The organism is Streptomyces sp. NPDC026575, from assembly GCF_055567415.1.
In genome coordinates this window covers 85,381-107,223 of sequence record NZ_JBVHQM010000002.1, presented here as the reverse complement: position 1 = coordinate 107,223, position 21,843 = coordinate 85,381, and the positions used below count along the sequence as shown (strand labels likewise).

At 72.3% G+C, this 21,843-nt stretch carries 19 protein-coding genes; 14 read left to right on the top strand and 5 right to left on the bottom strand.

What is annotated here, in order from left to right; all coding sequences use genetic code 11:
- The first annotated feature begins 33 nt into the window (after positions 1-33).
- From pdhA (ACZ4NB_RS02800) to ACZ4NB_RS02760, 9 genes are all read left to right on the top strand, one after another.
- Positions 34-1,227 carry a pyruvate dehydrogenase (acetyl-transferring) E1 component subunit alpha gene (gene pdhA, locus ACZ4NB_RS02800; protein ID WP_467657861.1) on the top strand — a complete coding sequence of 398 codons (1,194 nt, stop codon included), beginning with the start codon at positions 34-36 and terminating at the stop codon, positions 1,225-1,227.
- Positions 1,224-2,258, top strand: a complete 1,035-nt coding sequence (locus tag ACZ4NB_RS02795) for an alpha-ketoacid dehydrogenase subunit beta (RefSeq protein WP_393485660.1) — start codon at positions 1,224-1,226, stop codon at positions 2,256-2,258. The genes pdhA (ACZ4NB_RS02800) and ACZ4NB_RS02795 overlap by 4 nt, the downstream gene beginning before the upstream one ends.
- Positions 2,258-3,703 carry a dihydrolipoamide acetyltransferase family protein gene (locus ACZ4NB_RS02790; protein WP_467657860.1) on the top strand — a complete coding sequence of 482 codons (1,446 nt, stop codon included), beginning with the start codon at positions 2,258-2,260 and terminating at the stop codon, positions 3,701-3,703. Before ACZ4NB_RS02795 ends, ACZ4NB_RS02790 begins: the two co-directional genes overlap by 1 nt.
- Before the next feature lie 118 nt (positions 3,704-3,821).
- Complete coding sequence (locus tag ACZ4NB_RS02785) at positions 3,822-4,751, top strand: DUF6457 domain-containing protein (protein ID WP_467657859.1); 930 nt, start codon at positions 3,822-3,824, stop codon at positions 4,749-4,751.
- A complete protein-coding gene (locus ACZ4NB_RS02780) occupies positions 4,748-6,319 on the top strand; it encodes a molybdopterin molybdotransferase MoeA (protein ID WP_467657857.1) in 1,572 nt (523 codons plus the stop codon). Before ACZ4NB_RS02785 ends, ACZ4NB_RS02780 begins: the two co-directional genes overlap by 4 nt.
- The gene (locus ACZ4NB_RS02775; RefSeq protein WP_467657856.1) at positions 6,316-7,455 is read left to right on the top strand and encodes a potassium channel family protein; all 1,140 of its coding nucleotides are present in this window, start codon (positions 6,316-6,318) and stop codon (positions 7,453-7,455) included. Before ACZ4NB_RS02780 ends, ACZ4NB_RS02775 begins: the two co-directional genes overlap by 4 nt.
- A 94-nt stretch (positions 7,456-7,549) precedes the next feature.
- Complete coding sequence (locus ACZ4NB_RS02770; RefSeq protein WP_467657855.1) at positions 7,550-8,527, top strand: NAD(P)H-quinone oxidoreductase; 978 nt, start codon at positions 7,550-7,552, stop codon at positions 8,525-8,527.
- A 139-nt stretch (positions 8,528-8,666) separates the two neighbouring features.
- Entirely contained in the window at positions 8,667-9,563 is an 897-nt protein-coding gene (locus ACZ4NB_RS02765; protein WP_467657854.1) for a hypothetical protein, read from the top strand.
- Between the two features lie 170 nt (positions 9,564-9,733).
- Positions 9,734-10,297, top strand: coding sequence for a bacterial proteasome activator family protein (locus tag ACZ4NB_RS02760; RefSeq protein ID WP_467657853.1), 564 nt, complete (start codon positions 9,734-9,736; stop codon positions 10,295-10,297).
- Positions 10,298-10,381: 84 nt separating this feature from the next.
- Here the strand turns inward: ACZ4NB_RS02760 and ACZ4NB_RS02755 are convergent, their stop codons facing one another.
- The gene (locus ACZ4NB_RS02755; RefSeq protein WP_467657851.1) at positions 10,382-12,040 is read right to left on the bottom strand and encodes a protein kinase domain-containing protein; all 1,659 of its coding nucleotides are present in this window, start codon (positions 12,038-12,040) and stop codon (positions 10,382-10,384) included.
- A 320-nt stretch (positions 12,041-12,360) separates the two neighbouring features.
- Between ACZ4NB_RS02755 and ACZ4NB_RS02750 the strand changes: the two genes are divergently transcribed.
- Entirely contained in the window at positions 12,361-13,977 is a 1,617-nt protein-coding gene (locus ACZ4NB_RS02750; protein ID WP_467657850.1) for a protein kinase domain-containing protein, read from the top strand.
- An 18-nt stretch (positions 13,978-13,995) separates the two neighbouring features.
- Here the strand turns inward: ACZ4NB_RS02750 and ACZ4NB_RS02745 are convergent, their stop codons facing one another.
- The 3 genes from ACZ4NB_RS02745 to ACZ4NB_RS02735 all read right to left on the bottom strand — a co-directional run bounded on the left by ACZ4NB_RS02745 (position 13,996) and on the right by ACZ4NB_RS02735 (position 16,290).
- Positions 13,996-15,039: a phosphotransferase gene (locus ACZ4NB_RS02745; protein ID WP_467657849.1), complete on the bottom strand. Its 1,044-nt coding sequence runs from the start codon at positions 15,037-15,039 to the stop codon at positions 13,996-13,998.
- Positions 15,040-15,091: 52 nt separating this feature from the next.
- On the bottom strand, positions 15,092-15,511 hold the full coding sequence (locus tag ACZ4NB_RS02740) for a pyridoxamine 5'-phosphate oxidase family protein (protein ID WP_467657847.1): 420 nt from the start codon (positions 15,509-15,511) through the stop codon (positions 15,092-15,094).
- Between the two features lie 119 nt (positions 15,512-15,630).
- Positions 15,631-16,290 (bottom strand): response regulator, encoded by a 660-nt coding sequence (locus ACZ4NB_RS02735; RefSeq protein WP_467657846.1) that lies wholly within the window; start codon positions 16,288-16,290, stop codon positions 15,631-15,633.
- A 327-nt stretch (positions 16,291-16,617) separates the two neighbouring features.
- On the opposite strand from ACZ4NB_RS02735, the gene pdhA (ACZ4NB_RS02730) reads away from it, so the two are divergent.
- Genes pdhA (ACZ4NB_RS02730) through ACZ4NB_RS02720 form a run of 3 tightly spaced genes read left to right on the top strand, consistent with a single transcriptional unit; the run spans position 16,618 to position 20,341 of the window.
- A complete protein-coding gene (gene pdhA / locus ACZ4NB_RS02730) occupies positions 16,618-17,835 on the top strand; it encodes a pyruvate dehydrogenase (acetyl-transferring) E1 component subunit alpha (RefSeq protein ID WP_467657845.1) in 1,218 nt (405 codons plus the stop codon).
- Positions 17,836-17,837: 2 nt separating this feature from the next.
- Complete coding sequence (locus ACZ4NB_RS02725; protein ID WP_393485636.1) at positions 17,838-18,821, top strand: alpha-ketoacid dehydrogenase subunit beta; 984 nt, start codon at positions 17,838-17,840, stop codon at positions 18,819-18,821.
- Positions 18,822-18,844: 23 nt separating this feature from the next.
- On the top strand, positions 18,845-20,341 hold the full coding sequence (locus ACZ4NB_RS02720) for a dihydrolipoamide acetyltransferase family protein (RefSeq protein WP_467658213.1): 1,497 nt from the start codon (positions 18,845-18,847) through the stop codon (positions 20,339-20,341).
- A gap of 121 nt (positions 20,342-20,462) precedes the next feature.
- Here the strand turns inward: ACZ4NB_RS02720 and ACZ4NB_RS02715 are convergent, their stop codons facing one another.
- Entirely contained in the window at positions 20,463-20,639 is a 177-nt protein-coding gene (locus tag ACZ4NB_RS02715; protein ID WP_384424165.1) for a hypothetical protein, read from the bottom strand.
- 209 nt (positions 20,640-20,848) lie between these two features.
- Between ACZ4NB_RS02715 and ACZ4NB_RS02710 the strand changes: the two genes are divergently transcribed.
- Entirely contained in the window at positions 20,849-21,721 is an 873-nt protein-coding gene (locus tag ACZ4NB_RS02710) for a GNAT family N-acetyltransferase (RefSeq protein WP_467657844.1), read from the top strand.
- Positions 21,722-21,843 lie beyond the last annotated feature (122 nt).

The window sequence follows — 21,843 nt, the reverse complement described above, 5'->3', positions numbered from 1 at the left end:
GCGCCACCCCTTCGATCCGAGGAGGTGCTCGACATGACGGTCCTCGAGCAGCCCGGCAGCAGCAGGAACAAGAGCAGCCTGGCCGGCCCGCCGCCCGCCTGGCGCCCACGCGTCGATCCCGCGCCCCTCCTGCCCGACGAGGCGCCGTACCGCGTCCTGGGGACGGACGCCGCGGCCCGGCTCGACTCCGGACTGCTGACCCGGCTCTACGCCCAGCTGGTGCGCGGCCGCCGTTACAACGCCCAGGCCACGGCCCTGACCCGGCAGGGACGCCTGGCGGTCTATCCGTCCTCCACCGGACAGGAGGCCTGCGAGGTCGCCGCCGCGCTGGCGCTCGAAGACCGCGACTGGCTCTTCCCCAGCTACCGCGACACCCTGGCGGCGGTGGCCCGCGGCCTCGACCCCGTACAGGCACTCACCCTGCTGCGCGGCGACTGGCACAACGGCTACGACCCGCATGAACACCGCATCGCCCCGCTGTGCACCCCCCTGGCCACCCAGCTCCCGCACGCCGTCGGCCTCGCGCACGCCGCCCGCCTCAAGGGCGACGACGTGGTCGCGCTGGCGATGGTCGGCGACGGCGGTACGAGCGAGGGCGACTTCCACGAGGCGCTGAACTTCGCGGCGATCTGGCAGGCGCCGGTCGTCTTCCTCGTCCAGAACAACGGCTTCGCGATCTCCGTGCCGCTCGCCAAGCAGACCGCCGCGCCGTCGCTCGCCCACAAGGCGGTCGGATACGGCATGCCGGGCCGCCTGGTCGACGGCAATGACGCGCCCGCGATGCACGAGGTGCTCACCGAGGCCGTACAGCGCGCCCGCCGGGGCGGCGGCCCCACCCTGGTAGAGGCCGTCACCTACCGCATCGAGGCGCACACCAACGCCGACGACGCCACCCGCTACCGCACCGACGCCGAGGTCGAGACCTGGAAGGCGCACGACCCGATAGCCCTTCTGGAGCAGGAGCTGGCGGCCCGCGATCTGCTGACCGACGCCTTCGTCGGCGCCACCCGGGAGAGCGCCGAGCAGCTGGCGGCCGACCTGCGAGACGGGATGAACGCCGACCCGGAGCTGGACCCGATGGACCTGTTCCACCACGTATTCGCCGAGCAGACCAGCCAACTGCGCGCGCAGGCGGCACAGTTGCGCGCCGAGCTGGATGCCGAGGCCGCCGGAGAGACCGAGGACGCAGCGGGCACCGAAGGGTCCGCCAAGGAGGCCAGGCCATGACGACCACCGCTCCGGAGACCGCGCGCAAGCCCGCCACCATGGCGCAGGCTCTGACCCGCGCGCTGCACGACGCCATGGCCGAGGACCCGTCCGTCCATGTCATGGGCGAGGACGTCGGCGCCCTGGGCGGGGTCTTCCGGGTCACCGACGGCCTGGCCAAGGAGTTCGGCGAGGACCGCTGCACGGACACCGCGCTCGCCGAGGCCGGCATCCTGGGCACCGCCGTCGGCATGGCGATGTACGGCCTGCGGCCGGTCGTCGAGATGCAGTTCGACGCGTTCGCCTACCCGGCGTTCGAGCAGCTGATCAGCCATGTCGCCCGGATGCGCAACCGCACCCGCGGCGCGCTGCCGATGCCGCTGACCATCCGTGTCCCCTATGGCGGTGGGATCGGCGGCGTCGAGCACCACAGCGACTCCTCCGAGGCGTACTACCTCGCCACCCCCGGCCTCCAGGTCGTCACCCCGGCGACCGTCGAGGACGCCTACGGCCTGCTGCGCGCCGCCATCGCCTCCGACGACCCGGTCGTCTTCCTGGAGCCCAAGCGGCTGTACTGGTCCAAGGCCGACTGGTCGCCCGACGCCCCCGCCCCGGTCGCCCCGCTGGGCCGGGCCGCGGTCCGGCGCCGCGGCAGCAGCGCCACCCTGATCACCTACGGCCCGTCGCTCCCGGTCTGCCTGGAGGCCGCCGAGGCCGCGCGCGCCGAGGGCTGGGACCTGGAAGTGGTCGACCTGCGCTCGTTGATGCCGTTCGACGACGACACGGTCTGCGCGTCGGTGCGGCGCACGGGGCGGGCCGTGATCGTCCATGAGTCCAACGGGTTCGGCGGTCCCGGAGGGGAGATCGCCGCACGGATCACCGAGCGCTGCTTCCACCACCTGGAGGCGCCGGTGCTGCGCGTCGCCGGCTTCGACATCCCCTATCCACCGCCGATGCTGGAGCGGCACCACCTGCCCGGCGTGGACCGGATTCTGGACACCGTCGCCCGTCTCCAGTGGGAGTCGGAGTGGACCGAGGGACGTGGTGAGTGATGGCCGTGGTCCGCGAATTCACCCTGCCCGACCTGGGGGAGGGCCTCACCGAGGCGACGATCGTGCAATGGCTGGTCGAGGTCGGTGAGGTGGTGGCCATCGACCAGCCGGTGGTGGAGGTCGAGACCGCCAAGGCGATGGTGGAGGTGCCCTGCCCGTATGGCGGCGTGGTGACCGCCCGCTTCGGTGAGGAGGGTGCCGAAGTCCCGGTGGGCGCGGCGCTGGTGACGGTCGCGGTGGGCGCGGTGCCGGACGATCTGGCGGGCGGCGGCCCGCAGGAGGCGCCGCCGGCCGGTGCGCCCGCGGGCGGGGCCGGCGCTCCCCCGGCGGAGACGACGGATTCCGGGTCGGGGAACGTGCTCGTCGGATACGGCACGAGCGCGGCGGCCGCGCGGCGGCGCCGCATCCGGCCGGGGAGCGGAACGGGCCCCGCGGCCGGAGTGCCGCGGCCGCCGGAAGAGGTGGCGTCCGGGGCGGAGGCGCCCGGCGGGCAGGCTGGCGGGGGCGCCGGTGCGCCCGGCCCGGCCGGGGCCGTTGCGGTGGACGCCGGGAGCCGCACGGCGGCCGTCATCTCCCCGCTGGTGCGCCGGATGGCGCGGGAGCACGACCTGGATCTGCGCGAGGTGACGGGATCCGGGCGGGACGGCCTGATTCTCCGTACCGACGTCGAGTGCGCGATCCGGGAGCGGGAGACGGCCGCCGCCGAGGTGACGGGCGGGACGGCGGGCGCGACCGCCGCCGGGTCCGCCACGGCCGGCGAGGAGCGGATCCCGCTGCGAGGGATGCTCGGTGCGGCCGCCGAGAAGTTCAGCCGCAGCCGCCGGGAGATCCCGGAGGCGACCTGCTGGGTGGACGCCGATGCCACCGAACTCCTCGCCGCCCGCAGGGCGATGAATGTTCCGGGCGCTCCCAAGGTGTCGCTGCTCGCCCTGCTGGCCCGGATCACCACGGCCGCGCTCGCACGGTTCCCCCAGCTCAACGCCACGGTCGACACCAAGACCCAGGAGATCGTCCGGCTGCCCGCGGTCCATCTGGGTTTCGCGGCGCAGACCGACCGCGGTCTGATGGTGCCGGTCGTGCGCGACGCCCAGGCCCGTACGGTCGAGGACCTGTCCGCCGAGATCGCCCGGCTCACGGAGAAGGCCAGGTCCGGCGGGCTGTCCCTGGCCGAGCTGACACACGGCACCTTCACCCTCAACAACTACGGCGTCTTCGGCGTCGACGGCTCCACGCCGATCATCAACCACCCGGAGGCGGCGATGCTCGGCATCGGCCGGATAGCCGCCAAACCCTGGGTGCACGAAGGCGAGTTGGCCGTCCGGCAGGTCGTCCAGCTCTCGCTCACCTTCGATCACCGGGTGTGCGACGGCGGTACCGCCGGTGGTTTCCTGCGCTTCGTGGCCGACTGCGTCGAGCGGCCCGCCCTGTTGTTGAGGGGGCTGTGACCGCGGCCCGGACGGTGGTGGTCGGGGCGGGAGCGGCCGTGGCCGCCATAACGGAGCCGACAGCCGCGAGACGTACGCCACCGGTGTGATCGCGGTGCTCCTTGGCGATACTCAGGGGGTGAGCGACCACATCGACCACGACGCCATCGTCCTGGCCGGAGGTGCGGCCCGGCGGCTCGGCGGGGCGGACAAACCCGCCCTGTCCGTCGGCGGCCGCCCCCTCCTGGACAGGGTGATCGCCGCCTGCCCCGATGCGGCGATCACCGTCGTCGTCGGCCCCGGCCGCCCGACCGCCCGCGCCGTGGTCCGTGCCCTGGAGGACCCGCCGGGCGGCGGCCCGCTCGCCGCGCTGGACGCCGGCCTGCGGCACACCACCGCCCCGACGGTGCTCGTCCTCTCCGCCGATCTGCCGTTCCTGACCGCCGCGACCGTACGCGGTCTGCTCGCGGCGGCGACACGCACGGCGGTCGGCGGCGGGTCGGACGGTGTCGTCGCCTCCCCTGACGGCGCGCTGCTCCAGGACACCACCGGGCGGGACCAGCCGCTGGTGGCCGCCTACCGGACCGCGGCACTGCGCCGTGAGCTGGCGCGGGTGCGGGCCGAACACGGCACCCTGGCCGGTCTGCCGCTGCGCGCCGTCATCGGCCGGCTGGCGCTGGCGCGGGTCGCCGACGCCACCTCCACTGCCTCCTTCGACTGCGACACCTGGGAGGACGTCAGCGCGGCACGCGCCCGCATCAGGGAGCATGGACACGTGTTGGACGAATGGATCACCGCAGTCAAGGCCGAACTGGGCATCGAGCTCGATGTCGACACGGCGGCGCTTCTCGACCTCGCCCGGGACGCCGCACACGGCGTGGCCCGCCCGGCCGCGCCGCTGACGACGTTCCTGATCGGCTACGCGGCGGGGCAGCAGGGCCGGGACGTGAAGGAGCTGTCCGACCGGGCCGCCGCGCTGGCCGGCCGCTGGGCGGCGGAGGCCGAGGGATCCGGGAGCGCTGCCGGGTCCGGTGGCACCGCGGGGACCGAAGCGAAGCCCGCCGAATGACCGACGTGGAGGGCGGCGGGGAGCCCGGCGGCGTGCTGCGTGCGCAGGGCGGCGACGGCCGCGGCGACCCGTTCGACGATGCGCTCGCGCTGGTCAACGGCGTCCGCGCGGTGGTGGCGGCGGACGCGCCGGCCACCGGCGGCGGCGCGGGGACCCCATCCGACGACGCCCGCACATCCGCCACGGGCCGCCCGGCCGGCAAAGACCACCACTCCGGCCCGGACCGCCCCGCGGAGCCGTCCTCCCGGCGTACGCCGGGCGACCTGCCCTGGGACACCGCCCGCCGGATCGCCGCGCGCGCCGTGTCCGGCCCACCCCCGCCCGCCACGACGGCGCTCGACGCCGCGCTGGGCGGTACGCTCGCCGCCCCGCTGTCCGCGCTCACCGATCTGCCGTCGTTCGACACCTCGGCGATGGACGGCTGGGCGGTCTCCGGCCCCGGGCCGTGGCGTGTCGACCACCCCGCCGACGCGGCCACGACCGGCCCGCATCATGGCATCCTCGCAGGTCACGCCCCCGTAGAGGTGCTCCCCGACGGCCATGCGATCCCGATCGCGACCGGCGCGCGCATCCCGACCGGCGCCACCGCGGTGCTGCGCAGCGAGCACGGCGAGGTCCGCCGGCTGGGCGACGGCGGGCTGCGGCTGTACGCGCCCCGGCCCGCGCCGCCCGGCCAGGACATCCGCCCCCGGGGCCAGGAGTGCCGCCGCGGCGACCAACTCCTGCCCGCCGGCGCCCTGGTGACTCCGCCGGTCCTGGGTCTGGCCGCGGCCGCCGGCTACGACGAGCTGACCACCCACCCCCGGCCCCGGGCCGAAGTACTCGTCCTGGGAGACGAGTTGCTGCAGAGCGGGCTTCCCCGGGAGGGCCGCATCCGGGACGCGCTCGGCCCGATGCTCGCCCCCTGGCTGCGTGCGCTGGGCGTCGAGGCGGCCGCGCCGCGCCATCTCGCCGATGACGCCGACGCGCTGTACACGGCCATCGCCGAGTCCACCGCCGACGTGGTGATCACCACCGGTGGCACCGCGTCGGGCCCGGTCGACCATCTGCACCCCGCGCTGCGCGGCCTGGGCGCTGAGCTGCTGGTCGACGGCGTGGCGGTGCGCCCCGGCCACCCCATGCTGCTCGCCCGGCTCGCCCCGCGGCGGCACCTCGTCGGCCTGCCCGGCAACCCCCTCGCCGCGGTCTCCGGTCTGTGCACGCTCGCCGAGCCGCTGCTGCGTACGCTCTCAGGCCGCCGGCCGGCGGTCACGTACCGCACGCCGGTGAGCGCCGCCGTCCAGGGGCATCCGCGCGACACTCGCCTCGTCCCGGTCGTCTACCGCGAGGACGCACACCGGGGCCTGCTGGTGGAGCCGCTGCGGTTCCACGGCCCCGCCATGCTGCGCGGCATCGCCGCCGCCGATGCGCTGGCCGCCGTCCCACCCGGTGGCGCGGATTCCGGCAGCGCACTCGAACTGCTGGAGCTTCCCTGGTCGGCGGGCTGGTCGACGGACTGGTCGGCCGGCTCGGCAACGCCCCGCACCGGCCCCGACGCCCCGCACGAACCCCCTGGAGGCACCGCGTGAAGCTGCCGTCCCACGACGCCGCGGCGCGCGAGGTGCCCGAGGACCGCTCCCATCGGGTGATGCTGCCGCGCCGCGCCCCCAAGGCGCCGCTGCGGCAGGTCGCCCGCCGTCTGCTGATGGCGCTGGTCGTCCTGCTCGCGACGGTCTTCATCGTCTGGATAGACCGCGCGGAGTACCACGACAACGCCGACGGCACGGTCGATCTGCTCGACTGCTTCTACTACGCGACCGTCACGCTCTCCACCACGGGCTACGGGGACATCGTCCCGTACGGAGACAGCGCGCGGCTGCTGAACATCCTGCTCATCACGCCGCTGCGGGTGATCTTCCTGATCATCCTGGTCGGCACCACACTGGAGGTGCTGACCGAGCGCACCCGCGAGCAATGGCAATTGAAACGCTGGAGAACCGCTTTGCGCGACCACACCGTCATCGTCGGCTTCGGGACCAAGGGCCGCTCCGCCGTCCAGACCCTCTGTGCGACGGGGCTGAGCCGCGACCGCATCGTCATCGTCGACCCCAGCTCCAAGGTGATCGAGGCGGCGGTGGCCGAGGGCTTCGCGGGGGTGGTCGGCGATGCGACCCGCAGCGATGTGCTGGTGCGGGCCGAGATCCAGCGCGCGCACCAGGTCGTCATCGCCACCCAGCGCGACGACACCGCCGTGCTGGTCTCCTTGACCGCGCGTCAGCTCAACAAGAAGGCCAATATCGTCGCGGCGGTGCGCGAGGAGGAGAACGCCCCGCTGCTGCGCCAGTCCGGCGCCGACGCCGTGATCACCTCGGCCAGTGCCGCCGGCCGGCTGCTGGGGCTGTCCGTCCACAGCCCCAGCGCGGGCACCGTCATGGAGGACCTGATCCAGCAGGGCAGCGGCCTGGACCTGGTCGAACGCCCCGTGGTGAAGGCCGAGGTCGGCAGGTCGGTACGGGAGACCGACGACCTCGTCGTGTCCGTGCTGCGCGGCCACCGGCTCCTGGGATACGACGATCCGGAGGCCAGTCCGCTGCAGAGCACCGACCGCCTGATCACCATCGTGCGCGCGGCGCCGACGGAGGAGGCGGACCTTCCCGGCAAGCAGTCCATGAAGCCGACACTCCCCGGCACCAGCGTCTCCCCGATGCGCCGGGTGGATGAATAACCGGACTTCGTGGGCGGGTGGGCGGCCGCCGCGGCCGTAGCCGGCGGCCCCCGCACCGTCGCTCCCCGCGCGGACGGCGAGTAGCCTCGCGCCCATGCGAGCGATCACTATCCCGGAGCCCGGTGGCCCCGAAGCACTTGTCTGGGCGGACGTGCCCGATCCGCTGCCCGCCGAGGGCGAGGTCCTGATCGAGGTCGCGGCCAGCGCCGTGAACCGCGCCGATCTGCTGCAGCGTCAGGGCTTCTACGACCCGCCACCCGGCTCCTCCCCGTACCCCGGTCTGGAGTGCTCGGGGCGGATCGCCGCGGTCGGTCCCGGCGTGCACGGCTGGGCCGTCGGTGACGAGGTGTGCGCGCTGCTGGCGGGCGGCGGCTACGCGGAGAAGGTCGCCGTCCCGGCCGGCCAGGTGCTGCCGCTGCCGACCGGTATGGACCTGGTCACCGCCGCCGCGCTGCCCGAGGTGACCTGCACGGTCTGGTCGAACGTCTTCATGATCGCGCACCTTCGGCCCGGCGAGACGCTGCTGGTCCACGGCGGCGCCAGCGGCATCGGCACGATGGCGATCCAGCTCGCCAAGGCGGTCGGCGCGCGGGTCGCGGTCACCGCCGGCGGCCCCGAGAAACTGGCCCGCTGCGCCGAGTTGGGCGCGGACATCCTCATCGACTACCGCGAGCAGGACTTCGTCCAGGAGATCCGCAAGGCCACCGACGGCCGGGGCGCGGACGTCATCCTCGACATCATCGGCGCGAAGTATCTGCAGCGGAACGTCAAGGCGCTGGCCGTCAGCGGACGGCTGGCGATCATCGGGCTCCAGGGCGGGGTGAAGGCGGAGCTGAATCTCGCCGCGCTGATGGCCAAGCGCGCCGCGATCACCGGCGCCGGGCTGCGTGCCCGCCCGCTGAACGAGAAGGCGGCCATCGTCGCCGCCGTGCGCGAGCATGTCTGGCCGCTGATCGGCAACGGTCAGGTCCGCGCGATCGTGGACCGGGCGCTGCCGATGGCGGAGGCCGCCGAGGCGCACCGCGTCGTGGACGCGAGCGCGCACGTGGGGAAGGTCGTGCTGACGGTCTGAGCCGTCGCCGCCCGCCGCCTGCGCCCGCCCCTCCCGCACGGCGGCGGCTCCCCCCCCACCGGCAGTCTCAAGATGCCGTGAATCTGATCACATGTGACGCTGGGCTGGTCACCCGACGGCTCGGCACGGGAGGGGCACTGTGGTCGCTCCAGGTTTCCGATCGCGCATTGCCACCGGTCTGTTGGTCGCCGCCGTCGTCCTGCCCGTCCCGGCGGGGGCCGCCCCCGCGGCGGCTTCGGACCGGCAGGCCGGCCCGGCCGACCACCCTCCGAAGCTCACCCACCCGGGCGATCTGCCCGACGACTTCGCAGCGGAGATCCTCGGCCCAGAGGACTTCGGACCCGAGGATTTCGGGCCCGGCGACCATCTGAGCGATCTCTCCTTGTCCCACGGGCGAAGCGGAGTGGGCCGGGGCCACGCCGGCCACCCGGGGGCCGCGATGCGCTTTCCCGAGCTGCCGGACGACTTCCCCCGCCTGCCGGACCTCCTGGCGGGGATCCCGCATCTGCCGACGTACCACCACTTCGGGTACGGACGGTGGCGTCACCACCTGCGTCACCCGTTCGGGCCCGGTTTCGCGATGCCGGATCTGCCGCGCTACGCCCCCCTCCGCGGCGACGGCGAATCCCCGCGCTCCGGCGGCCCCCGGTCCGCCCGGCCGGCGGGCCCGCGGGGCACCGACCGTGCACACCCCCGCCCCGGCCGGCACACCCCGCCGCCGAAGCGCCGTGCGCGCTCGACGTCCGAACCCCGTACCGGCTCCTCCTCGGCCCGGCCCTCGCCCCCGCGGCACAAGGCCCCGGAGCGGCCGAGCGAGCGCCGATACGAGGCCATGTCGCCGCACCCCAGGCCGACCGCCGGGCAGAACGGGACCCCCATGCCGGGAAGCACGGATGACGAGTCGGCCGCGACGGCGACCCCGTACGCGCTGGAAGCCCCGCAGGCTCCGGTCGAGCGGGTCCTCCCGATGGGCGCCGGCCTTGCGCTGACCGGCCTGGGCCTGGCCTTTCTCGCCCTGCGCCTGCGCCGACGTTGATCTTGCTCCGTTTCACGTGAAACGGCGGGCTGCTGCGGAACGTTTCACGTGAAACAGCGGGAAACCGTGGTTTCACGTGAAACACCGGCCGCCGGAATCGTTCGGAGTGGTGGATCACCTTCTCCTGGGGGCACCACCGTTCAGAAGCCTCCGTACGAGAGAATGGCGGCATGGATATGCCGATGAACGAACGGTCGCAGGAGAACCCGCACGTCCTGGTTGTCGGCCCGGACGGCATGGCCCTCGGCGCCGCCGGCGCCGGCGGCGGGGACGACGGTGAGGAGCCCCGCGAGATCCCGGTGACGGACATGGTCGAACAGCCTGCGAAGGTCATGCGCATCGGCAGCATGATCAAGCAGCTGCTGGAGGAGGTGAAGGCCGCTCCTCTGGACGAGGCCAGCCGGGTCCGGCTCAAGGAGATCCACTCCAGCTCGGTCAAGGAGCTGGAGGACGGTCTGGCGCCCGAGCTGGTCGAGGAGCTGGAGCGGCTGTCGCTGCCGTTCACCGATGAGTCGGTGCCGACGGAGGCGGAGCTGCGCATCGCCCAGGCTCAGCTGGTGGGTTGGCTGGAGGGCCTCTTCCACGGCATCCAGACCGCGCTGTTCGCCCAGCAGATGGCGGCCCGTGCCCAGCTGGAGCAGATGCGCCGTGCGCTGCCGCCCGGTGTCGCTCCCCTGGAGGGCGATGACGGCAAGCCCGGTCACGGCGGTGCCCGCTCGGGTCCGTACCTCTAAAGCAACGGCCGAAGGGGGCCGGCGCGCAGTCCGCGTGCCGGCCCCCTTCGGTATGTCTGTCCGCAGGGTGTGAGCCCCGTGGTGTCAGCCGCTACGACCGGTCGAGATGGTCAGCTCGATGGTGTCGTCCTTGCTGGGGTACCACCAGCTGATGGCGTCCGGCTTCTGCTGGGTGACGGTGTTCTTGCCCCAGATCGAGCTGTCCTCCTGCCCGACGATCTTGTACTTCCAGCCCGCGGCCTCGATGCACTTCTTCACCGAGTCCAGGTTCTTGAAGCGGAACGAGGGGATGAGGATCTTGTTCTTGTCCGAGTAGCTCTTGGTCGGGTTCGTGCACTGGGACGTCAGGATCGTCGCCGTCTTGTCCTCGGGCCGGACGCTCTCGCTGGGCGACGGGGTGTAGGAGTACGGCGTGTAGGTCGACGTCGGGGAGTCGCCGCCGTTGTCGTCGCTGGAGCCGGCGCTCAGACCGATGCCGATCGCTATCGCGGTGACCACGATCACACCGACTATCGCCGAGACCACGATCACCGGGGTGTTGTTCTTCCGGTTGGCGGGGCTGCCGGCCGTCGGCATCGAGGCCGTCACGGGCGGCGGGGTGTAGGGCGGCGGGGCCTGGAAGCCGCCGGCGTTGAACGGTGCCGGGGCGGGGCCGGGCGCCGGCGTCGGGTAGGCGTTGTTCGGCGGGGGCGTCGACGGCCCGTAGCCGGCCGCCTGCGTCGGCTGGTACGGCTGCTGGACGTTCGGCGGCACCGGCGTCTGGGGATTGCCGGACGCCGTGGGGAACACCGCGGAGGACACCGACGAGCCGCTGGTGCGCGCCCGCGGGCCCTCGCCGATGATCAGCGGGGTCGCGCCGGACTGCCCGGACCCGGCGATCCGCAGGCACTCGTCCCGCATCGCCTCGGCGGTGGGGAAGCGTTCGTTGGGGTTCTTCTTCAGCGCCCGGGCGACCAGCGCGTCCACGGCCGGCGGCAGCGAGCGGTTGATGCTCGACGGGACCGGCGGCTCTTCCTGGACGTGGGCGTAGGCGATGGCCAGCGGGGAGTCCGCGTCGAACGGCAGCTGGCCGGTCAGCAGCTCGAAGAGCATGATGCCGACGGAGTAGAGGTCGGAGCGGGCGTCCACACCGCGGCCCAGCGCCTGCTCGGGCGACAGGTACTGCGGAGTGCCGACGACCATGCCGGTCTGCGTCATGGACGTCACGCCGGACTGCATGGCGCGGGCGATGCCGAAGTCCATGACCTTGACGACGCCCCGCTTGTTCAGCATCACGTTGCCGGGCTTGATGTCGCGGTGGACCAGGCCCATCTCGTGGCTGACCTCAAGCGCCGCCAGCACATCGGCGGTGATCTTCAGGGCTTTTTCCGTCGGCATCGCGCCATGCTGGGCGATGTCGGAGTCCAGATCGGAGCGCAGCGGCTGGCCCGCGACGTACTCCATGACGATGTACGGCACCATGCCGCCGTCGAGCTCGTCCTCACCGGAGTCGAAGACCGAGACGATATTGGTGTGCGTGAGCTTCGCCACGGACTGCGCCTCGCGACGGAAGCGCTCGCGGAAGGCCTGCTCGCGGCCGAGTTCGGTGTGCAGGGTCTTGATCGCGACGTCGCGGTCGAGCACCGTGTCGTGTGCGAGGTGCACGGACGCCATTCCGCCGGCCCCGAGAAGATCACGAAGCTGGTAACGTCCTCCGCCGACCGAACGGCCCTCGAATTGGCCCTGAGCGCCGTCCTGGCTCATCGTTCCGCTTCCCCCTAGGCGCACGGCCCACTACCCGCACGTGTAGCGATCTCAATCTGGAATTCCCAGCCAAGTCTGCCCCAGGCCTCGGACACGTCAAGCCGTGTGCCCGTTCCGTGACCAGATGTGCAAGATCCCGTCACGGTGGTGAGACGTTTGCACCCTTGATGACCTCGGGTGAACTTGCGATTTCAGGCATTCGGCAGGTTTGATGGCCGGTCCACGGCGGGACCGGAGGGTGCCGCGGAGCCTGTAGCGTGCTCTAGCGAAGACCGATGACCTTACCGCTCTCATGCGGATCGATTCGACGGCGAGGACCGATGGCACCGACGCAGAGCCCCCAGGGCCCGTCCGATCCTGAGGCCACCGGCTCCAATATCCCCGACGCACCGGAGATGTGGGGCAACGGCGGGCTGGTCGGCGATGGCCGCTACCGGCTCACGCGACGGCTGGGTCGCGGTGGCATGGCAGAGGTATTCGCGGCCGAGGACGTACGTCTCGGCCGTACCGTCGCCGTGAAGCTGCTGCGCGCCGACCTCGCAGAGGACCCGGTGTCCAAGGCCCGCTTCACGCGCGAGGCGCAGTCCGTGGCCGGGCTGAACCACCACGCGGTGGTGGCGGTCTACGACTCCGGCGAGGACCTGGTCGGCGGCAACACCGTGCCGTACATCGTGATGGAGCTGGTCGAGGGCCACACCATCCGCGATCTGCTGCTCAACGCCGACGCCCCGCCGCCGGACCAGGCGCTGATCATCGTCTCCGGGGTGCTGGAGGCGCTGGCCTACAGCCACCAGCACGGCATCGTGCACCGTGACATCAAGCCCGCCAACGTGATCATCACGAACAGCGGCGCCGTGAAGGTCATGGACTTCGGCATCGCCCGCGCCCTGCACGGCGCCCAGTCCACGATGACCCAGACCGGCATGGTCATGGGTACGCCCCAGTACCTCTCCCCGGAGCAGGCGCTCGGCAAGACCGTCGACACCCGCTCCGACCTGTACGCCACCGGCTGCCTGCTCTACGAACTCCTCACGCTGCGGCCGCCGTTCACCGGCGAGACCCCGCTGTCGGTGGTCTACCAGCACGTCCAGGACATGCCGGTACCGGCCTCCGAGGTGGCCGACGCGGTGCCGCCGGAGCTGGACGGCCTGGTCATGCGCTCGCTGGCCAAGGACCCCGACGACCGGTTCCAGACCGCCGAGGAGATGCGCGGCCTGGTCCAGTACTCGCTGCAGATGCTCCAGGAGCAGGGCGGGCACACCGGCACCTGGAACACCGGCCCGGTCGCGCTGCACGAGGGCGGTCACGCACCGTCCATGGGCAACGCCGCCACCACCGCGCTGCCGCACCCCGACGCCGGCCAGACCACGGCCCAGCCGATCCTGTCGCCCGGTATGCGCGAGGACGACGGCGGGTTCGAGGGCGGGCACCGGCCGGCCAAGGGCGGCCGCGGCAAGGTCTGGCTGATCGCGGCGCTCGCGGTGATCGCCATCGCGGTGGGCGTGGCCTTCGCGCTGCAGAACACCAAGGAGCCGGACACCAAGCGCCACACCCCGGCCTCGCAGTCGCCGACGCCGTCCAAGGACGACGAGCCCAGCGAGCCGCCGACGGACGAGGCGACCACCCCGCAGACCGAGCCCGGTGGCATCGGCGGCGACGACGGTACGTACACCGAACCTGAGACGCACGAGCCGACCACGGCTCCGACGACGGAAGAGCCCACCACGCCGCCGCCGACGACCGATGAGCCGACGACCGAGCCGCCCACCGACGACACCGGCGGGACGGCCGACGGCGGGACCACGGACGGCGGGACGACCGACGGCGGCACCACGGACGGTGGCACCACCGACGGCGGGACGACCACCGGCGCGGACAGCGGGACCACCACCGGCAGCGGCACGGACAGCGGCACCACGCTCGGTACGACCGGCTGACCTGCCCGCTCGCCCGCCTCAGCGGGTGAACGCGTCCCGTACGGCGCGGTATTCGCGGGTCCACCACACGGCCAGTGCGGCCGCCGCCGGGAACTGGGGGTCGGTGCGGCGGTCGCCGAGCTGGTAGCGCCAGGTGAGCATCCAGAAGTCGTTCAGCCGCTCCCACCACACCCGGTGGACGGCCGCGGCCAGCTCGTCGGCGTCGGCCCCGCAGGCGCTGCGGTAGGCGCCCGCGTACGCCGCGACCTTCGCCAGGTCCAGCGTGCCGCAGGGGCGTACGAAGAAGATCGCCGCGGCGCGGACCGCCTCCTCGGCGCGCGGCTGGACGCTCAGCCGGTCCCAGTCGACGATCGCGGTCGGTTCCGGGCCGCGGTAGAGCACGTTGAGCGGGTGGAAGTCGCCGTGCACCCAGCCGGCGGCGGGTTCCGCGCCGGGGGCCGGGCGGCGGTGCGCCTGCCGCTCCAGCAGGGCCCGGCGTTCCAGCAGGCGGTGCTCGGCGAGTTCGTCGAAGCTGGTGCGCGGGCGGGCGCCGCGGGCCAGGGCCAGCAGTTCGTCGATCATCTCGAAGGTCCGCGCGGGGTCGGCCCCGGCGTTGGCGCAGGGCGGCCGCGCGGGGTGCGGTTCGTCCGCCATGACCTGCTCCAGCGCGGTGTGGACGAGCCCGAGCAGGGCGCCGAGCCGGCGGGACTGGCCGCGGGTCAGCGCGGCGCCGTCGAGGTGCCGGCCCTCGACCCAGGGGTGCAGGGCGTAGCAGCGGCCGTCGAGGACGGTGACCGTGCGGCCGTCCGCGTCGGCGACGGGCGGGGCGACCGGCAGGCCGAGCGCGGCGAGCCGGCGGGTGGCGCGGTGCTGGCGGTTGATGGCGGCCTGGTCGCCGTCGAGGTGGTGCTTGAGGAAGTAGCGGCCGCCGGTGGTGGCGAGGAAGTAGCCGTGGTTGAGCAGACCTTCGGCGACGGGCTCACAGGACAGCGGCGCGCCGGCGCCGGTGTAGTGGCGGAGCAGGGATCCGAGGGTGTCTCTGGCGGGCGTCGCCGCCGGCCGGACTACAGATGAGCGCAGCACGCGCCAGATGTTAGATCAATTGCACCCGTCTGAGTGGGTCTGCCGGAAAGCCTTACGCAGAGTGCGCATGCCCGAAGGCGGGCACATCGGTGAGGTGGTGCAGGGTCACGAACTCCGGCTCGATGCGCAGGAAGACCGGGTCGAAGGGCACCCCGTCGGCCAGCCGGGGCGTGGGGCCGAAGAGCGCGCGTTCGGCGGGGGTGGGCTCGACGACCCGGCAGGTGCCGGTGAACTGGACCGACCAGGTGTCCGGCGCACCGCTGTTGATGTTGTCGGCCTCGTACGCGACCACGCTGCCGTCCAGCGCCTGGTGGTAGTCGTAGCCGCGGTGCAGCCGCAGCATCAGGCGTCCGTCGTCCAGGACGAGATGCCGGGTGACGGTGGTGAAGGGCAGCGCCCGACGACTGGCCGAGACCCGCCCGTAGGGGGTGCGGCCCAGCAGCTCGATGGCACGGAAGTTGTCGGTGGGCATGTCACCACCTTGCCGTTCGGGCCGGGCCGGCCAGTAGGGCCCAGCAGCCCGAGGAAACGGGACGATGGTCCCGAACCGCCAGGAGCCGGGCGGGGTGCCGCCGGACGCCCGCTGCCGGGTCAGTGCCGCTCCGCCTGCCTCCGCGCGACATAGGCGGCGGCCTGGGAGCGGCGCTCCATGCCGAGCTTGGACAGCAGGCTGGAGACGTAGTTCTTGATCGTCTTCTCGGCGAGATGGAGCCGCTCGCCGATCGCGCGGTTGGTCAGCCCCTCGCCGATCAGGTCGAGGATCCTGCGCTCCTGTTCGGTGAGGCTCGCCAGCCTGTCGTCGCCCTTGGCGGTGCTGCCGTCGCGCAGCCGCTCCAGGACGCGGGCGGTGGCCACGGGGTCGAGCAGCGACTTGCCGGCGGCCACATCGCGTACCGCGGAGAGCAGTTCGTTGCCCCGAATGGCCTTGAGGACATAACCGGCCGCACCGGCCATGATCGCATCGAAAAGGGCCTCGTCATCAGCGAACGAGGTGAGCATCAGGCATTTGATGTCCTCGTTCTGCGAGCGGATCTCACGGCAGACCTCGACACCGCTCCCGTCCGGCAGCCGGACATCGAGCACCGCCACGTCGGGACGCGTCGCAGGGATCCTGACCAGGGCGTCTGCGGCGGTGCCGGCCTCGCCGACCACCTCGATGTCCGACTCGGTCGCGAGCATTTCGTGGACACCGCGCCGGACGACCTCATGGTCGTCGAGCAGGAATACCGTGATTTTTCCGTCTTCGCTCACCGGACCAGTCTCACACATCAAGTCTTCCCGTGCTCCAGGTCACCGATATAACGTGCCGTTGTCCCGGCGGCCTGCAACGCTGTGACCAGGAGTTGTTCCGTGCCTTCGCGATTTACTTGGAAATCCAAGCAAAATCGCAGGTCAGCGCCGTTTCCACTTCGGCTTTGACAATGGGTAACGTGCAATGAGCAGGCCACCTTCCGGGAGCTTTGTTCCACCCGGATCCGGCCGCGATCGCACACACCCCGTGCGCCGTATCGGATACCGGGTGAGCCGCAATACGGCCACCGGCGGACCCCGGGGGCCGGACAGACGGAGGAGCAGCACGTGACCGTGGAAGGCACTGCGCAGCGGAAAAACGCCCGCAGCAGCAGCAAGCGCACCACCGCCAAGAAGGCGGCGCCGGCAAAGAAGGCGTCCTCGGCCAAGGCCCGCACGACCGGCCGGACCGAGCAGGCGGAGCAGGATCAGCTCGTACAACTGCTGACCCCCGAAGGGGAGCGGGTCGAGCACCCGGACTACGCCATCGACCTGTCCCCCGAGGAACTGCGCGGCCTGTACCGGGACATGGTGCTGACGCGGAAGTTCGACGCCGAGGCGACCACCCTCCAGCGCCAGGGCGAACTGGGTCTGTGGGCCTCGCTGCTGGGCCAGGAGGCCGCCCAGATCGGCTCCGGCCGCGCGCTGCGCGACGACGACTACGTCTTCCCGACCTACCGCGAGCACGGTGTGGCGTGGTGCCGCGGAGTCGACCCGACGAACCTGCTGGGCATGTTCCGCGGTGTCAACCACGGCGGCTGGGATCCCAACAGCAACAACTTCCACCTCTACACCATCGTCATCGGTTCGCAGACGCTGCACGCGACCGGCTATGCGATGGGCGTGCAGAAGGACGGCGCGGATTCCGCGGTCATCGCGTATTTCGGTGACGGCGCCTCCAGCCAGGGAGATGTCGCGGAATCCTTCACCTTCTCCGCGGTCTACAACGCCCCGGTCGTGTTCTTCTGCCAGAACAACCAGTGGGCGATTTCCGAGCCCACCGAGAAGCAGACCCGGGTGCCGCTCTACCAGCGCGCCCGCGGCTTCGGATTCCCCGGAGTACGGGTCGACGGCAACGACGTACTGGCCTGTCTGGCGGTGACCAAGGCGGCGCTGGAGCGGGCCCGCACCGGCCAGGGCCCGATGCTCATCGAGGCCTTCACCTACCGCATGGGCGCGCACACCACGTCCGACGACCCGACGCGATACCGGGCCGACGAGGAGCGGGCGGCCTGGGAGGCCAAGGACCCGATCCGCCGGCTGAAGGCGTATCTGCAGGCCGAGGGGATGGTCGACGACGCCTACCTCGCGTCGGTCGAGGAGGAGAGCGAGGCCCTGGGCAAGCGGGTCCGCGACGCCGTGCGCGCCATGCCGGACCCGGACCACATGGCGATCTTTGAGAACGTCTATGCCGACGGGCATGCGCTCGTCGATGAGGAGCGCGCGCAGTTCGCCGCGTACCAGGCGTCGTTCGCCGACGCCGATGCCGTCGCGGAGGGGAACTGACCATGGCCGTCTTCGAGAAGATCACCATCGCCAAGGCGATCAACGAATCGCTCCGTGCCTCCATGGAGGCCGACCCCAAGGTCCTCGTCATGGGCGAGGACGTCGGCAAGCTCGGCGGCGTCTTCCGCGTCACCGACGGCCTGCAGAAGGACTTCGGCGAGGACCGGGTCATCGACACCCCGCTCGCCGAGTCCGGCATCGTCGGTACCGCGATCGGCCTGGCGCTGCGCGGCTACCGCCCGGTCGTCGAGATCCAGTTCGACGGCTTCGTCTTCCCCGCCTACGACCAGATCGTCACCCAGCTCGCGAAGATGCACGCCCGCGCGCTGGGCAAGGTCAAGGTGCCGGTCGTCATCCGCATCCCGTACGCGGGCGGAATCGGCGCGGTCGAGCACCACTCCGAGTCCCCCGAGGCGCTGTTCGCGCATGTCGCGGGCCTCAAGATCGTCTCTCCCTCGAACTCCTCCGACGCCTACTGGATGCTCCAGCAGGCCATCGCCGGCGACGACCCGGTCATCTACTTCGAGCCCAAGCGCCGCTACCACGACAAGTCGCGGCTGGACACCGAGTCGATCCCCGATCCGCTGCACAAGGCCCGGATCACCCAGAGCGGCTCGGACCTCACCCTGGCCGCCTACGGGCCGATGGTGAAGGTCTGCCTGGACGCCGCCAAGGTCGCGGCCGAGGAGGGCAAGTCCGTCGAGGTGGTCGACCTGCGCTCGCTCTCCCCGATCGACTTCGACACCGTGCAGTCGTCGGTGGAGAAGACCGGCCGGCTGGTCGTCGTCCACGAGGCGCCGGTCTTCTTCGGCTCCGGCGCGGAGATCGCCGCCCGGATCACCGAGCGGTGCTTCTACCACCTGGAGGCGCCGGTCCTCCGGGTCGGCGGCTTCCACTCCCCGTACCCGCCCTCCCGGCTGGAGGACGAGTACCTGCCGGGGCTGGACCGGGTGCTCGACGCCGTCGACCGCGCGTTGGCGTACTGAGGGTTTGAGGAGAGTTCGTGACCATGACTGCAGGCACCGCCAACGCACAGCGCTTCCGCGAGTTCAAGATGCCCGACGTGGGCGAGGGGCTCACCGAGGCCGAGATCCTCAAGTGGTACGTCCAGGTGGGCGACACCGTCACCGACGGCCAGGTCGTCTGTGAGGTCGAGACCGCCAAGGCCGCCGTCGAACTGCCCATCCCCTACGACGGCGTGGTGCACGAGCTGCGCTTCGGCGAGGGCGTCACCGTCGACGTCGGCACCGTCATCATCTCCGTGGACACCGACCCCGGAGCCGGGCCCGCCGAGGCACCGGCCGCGGGCGGCGCGGCGCCGACCGCAGCGGCGCCCGACGAGGAGGACGCCGAGCCGCAGGGCCGCCAGGCCGTGCTGGTCGGCTACGGCGCCGCCCCGTCCTCGACCAAGCGCCGGGCCCGCAAGCCGCAGCCCGGTGTGCCGACCCAGCCGGCGGCCGCGACCGCCGGGCTCCAGGCGGAGCTGAACGGACGGTCCGCACCGGCACCGATGGCCGCCCCGGTGGCTCCGGCCGCCCCCGCGGCCCCCGCCGTGCCGGCCGCGAGCGCCGCGCCCGCGGCCCTGGCCGGGCGGCCGCTGGCCAAGCCGCCGGTGCGCAAGCTCGCCAAGGACCTCGGTATCGACCTGGCGACCGTCGCACCGACCGGGCCGGACGGCATCATCACCCGCGAGGACGTGCACGCGGCCGCCGCCCCGGCAGCGGCCCCGGCGCCGGCGGTACCGGCCGCGGTCCCCGTGCCGACGGCGGTCGTCCCGGCCGAGCCCGGCATCGTCGACGCCGCCGCCCGCGAGCGGCGGGTCCCGGTCAAGGGCGTACGCAAGGCCACCGCCCAGGCGATGGTCGCCAGCGCCTTCACCGCGCCGCACGTCACGGAGTTCATCACCGTCGACGTGACCCGCACGATGAAGCTCGTCCAGGAGCTGAAGCAGGACCCGGACATGGCGGGGCTGCGGGTCAACCCCCTGCTACTGGTCGCCAAGGCATTCCTGGTCGCCATCAAGCGCCACCCGGAGGTCAACGCGGCCTGGGACGAGGCGAATCAGGAGATCGTCTACAAGGACTACGTCAACCTCGGGATCGCGGCGGCCACCCCGCGCGGGCTGATCGTCCCGAACATCAAGGACGCCGGAGTCAAGACGCTCCCCCAACTCGCCACGGAGCTGGGCGATCTGGTCGCCACCGCCCGCGAGGGCAAGACCTCCCCGGCGGCGATGGCCGGTGGCACGGTCACCATCACCAACGTCGGCGTCTTCGGCGTCGACACCGGTACGCCGATCCTCAACCCGGGGGAGTCGGCGATCCTCGCCTTCGGCGCGGTCAAGCTCCAGCCGTGGGTCCACAAGGGCAAGGTGAAGGCGCGCCAGGTCACCACCCTCGCGCTGTCCTTCGACCACCGGCTGATCGACGGTGAACTGGGCTCCAAGCTGCTCGCGGATATCGCGGCGGTGCTGGAGCGGCCGAAGCGGCTGATCACCTGGGGGTGATCCGGGACGCGGCATGGACAGGGCCGGGCGTCGTTTCACGGGAAACGACGCCCGGCCCTGTTTCACGTGAAACGGTGCCCGAGGCCGGCTCGGCGGCTCGCCCCGGCGTTGTCCGGGGTGGTCAGCCCCGGATGAGCTCCACGGCGCGGCTGAAGTGCGCCACCGGACCGGTCGGGCCGGACTCGTCGGCGTGCGCGGCGCCTCGCGTCAGCGTGAAGCCCGCCCACAGGCTGGCGACGATCAAAGCCAGTACGACGGTGTTCCGCGTCCGGCGGCCGGCGTTCGTCCTGGGCTGCATGGTCAACTCCCCTTGAGTGTCGGAGCCTCCCCGGCTCCATGCCTCTATTCACCCATGGGATCCGGGCCGATCCGTACGCGCCAGGTACGGACTCGCGTCAGACTTTAGGTGGACCCTACGTCCCTCTCCGGTCCCCCCTCCCGACGAACGCGGGCCGCGGTGCCGGAAAGGGTTTGCGGCCGTCGGGCGCGCTGTCTACGGTCGGCGAAATGACCAACGACATGATCATCCGGCGCTATCAGGGCTCCGACCAGGACGTTGTCACCGATCTGTGGTCGCGGGCCGCACGGCAGGCGCACCCCTTCATCGAGGGGGAGGGCGCCGGCGAGCGGGCCCGGGTCCTCCGCGAGGTGTACCTCGTCCAGGCGGAGAACTGGGTCGCCGAGCGTGCCGGCACCGTCATCGGCCTGCTCGGACTCCTGCCGGGCGGGCGCGGGGAGCGCACGCAGGACGGGCCCGGCGCCGAGGTCGGCGGGCTGTTCGTGGCGCCGGAGGCCCAAGGCAGCGGTACCGGGCGACAGTTGATCGAGCATGCGGCGGCCCGGCATGGTGCGCTGGCCCTGGAGGTCTTCGAGGGCAACGCCCGCGCCCGCCGCTTCTACGCGCACCTCGGTTTCACCGAGTGCGGGCGGCGGGTGGACGAGGAGACCGGCCATCCGCTGATCGCCCTGGAGCGGGTCGCGCCGCTGAGGTCGGTGGGCTGGCTGCATCTGCGCGAGGGGCGGCTGCTGAGCGTACGGACGCGGGGGAACGACACGTTCTACCTCCCGGGCGGCAAGTACGAGCCCGGGGAGACCGCCCGTGAGGCGCTGTCGCGTGAGCTCTCCGAGGAGCTGGGCCTGGTGGTGCCCGCCGAGGAGCTGTCGGAGGCGTTCGTCGTCCATGACGTCGCGCACGGCAAGAACGGCCGCCGGCTGCATATGACCTGCTTCACCGGAGGGCCGCAGGACATCGTGCCGGTCCCGGGCCGGGAGATCGCCGAGTACGCCTGGTTCGACCGCCGAGAGGCGCGTGAGCGCTGCGCCCCCGCCCACTCGCAGGTGGTGGACCGGTTGGTCGCGCAGGGGCGGATGCCGGGCTGACGAACGGGGCCCTGCCGGATGGTCGGACGGCAGTCGTCCGCCCGTCCGGCAGGGCCCAATAAGGCTGCTACCTGGACAAATGCCTTGGTGATCGTCCGCATCGCGGACCTGGGTGCCGGACG

What these genes read in the sequence shown, in the direction of transcription:
- pdhA (WP_467657861.1), top strand. Translation starts at nt 34, where the DNA reads ATGACGGTCCTCGAGCAGCCCGGCAGCAGCAGGAACAAGAGCAGCCTG.
- ACZ4NB_RS02795 (WP_393485660.1), top strand. Translation starts at nt 1,224, where the DNA reads ATGACGACCACCGCTCCGGAGACCGCGCGCAAGCCCGCCACCATGGCG.
- ACZ4NB_RS02790 (WP_467657860.1), top strand. Translation starts at nt 2,258, where the DNA reads ATGGCCGTGGTCCGCGAATTCACCCTGCCCGACCTGGGGGAGGGCCTC.
- ACZ4NB_RS02780 (WP_467657857.1), top strand. Translation starts at nt 4,748, where the DNA reads ATGACCGACGTGGAGGGCGGCGGGGAGCCCGGCGGCGTGCTGCGTGCG.
- ACZ4NB_RS02770 (WP_467657855.1), top strand. Translation starts at nt 7,550, where the DNA reads ATGCGAGCGATCACTATCCCGGAGCCCGGTGGCCCCGAAGCACTTGTC.
- ACZ4NB_RS02760 (WP_467657853.1), top strand. Translation starts at nt 9,734, where the DNA reads ATGGATATGCCGATGAACGAACGGTCGCAGGAGAACCCGCACGTCCTG.
- ACZ4NB_RS02755 (WP_467657851.1), bottom strand. Translation starts at nt 12,040, where the DNA reads ATGAGCCAGGACGGCGCTCAGGGCCAATTCGAGGGCCGTTCGGTCGGC.
- ACZ4NB_RS02750 (WP_467657850.1), top strand. Translation starts at nt 12,361, where the DNA reads ATGGCACCGACGCAGAGCCCCCAGGGCCCGTCCGATCCTGAGGCCACC.
- ACZ4NB_RS02740 (WP_467657847.1), bottom strand. Translation starts at nt 15,511, where the DNA reads ATGCCCACCGACAACTTCCGTGCCATCGAGCTGCTGGGCCGCACCCCC.
- ACZ4NB_RS02725 (WP_393485636.1), top strand. Translation starts at nt 17,838, where the DNA reads ATGGCCGTCTTCGAGAAGATCACCATCGCCAAGGCGATCAACGAATCG.
- ACZ4NB_RS02720 (WP_467658213.1), top strand. Translation starts at nt 18,845, where the DNA reads ATGACTGCAGGCACCGCCAACGCACAGCGCTTCCGCGAGTTCAAGATG.
- ACZ4NB_RS02715 (WP_384424165.1), bottom strand. Translation starts at nt 20,639, where the DNA reads ATGCAGCCCAGGACGAACGCCGGCCGCCGGACGCGGAACACCGTCGTA.
- ACZ4NB_RS02710 (WP_467657844.1), top strand. Translation starts at nt 20,849, where the DNA reads ATGACCAACGACATGATCATCCGGCGCTATCAGGGCTCCGACCAGGAC.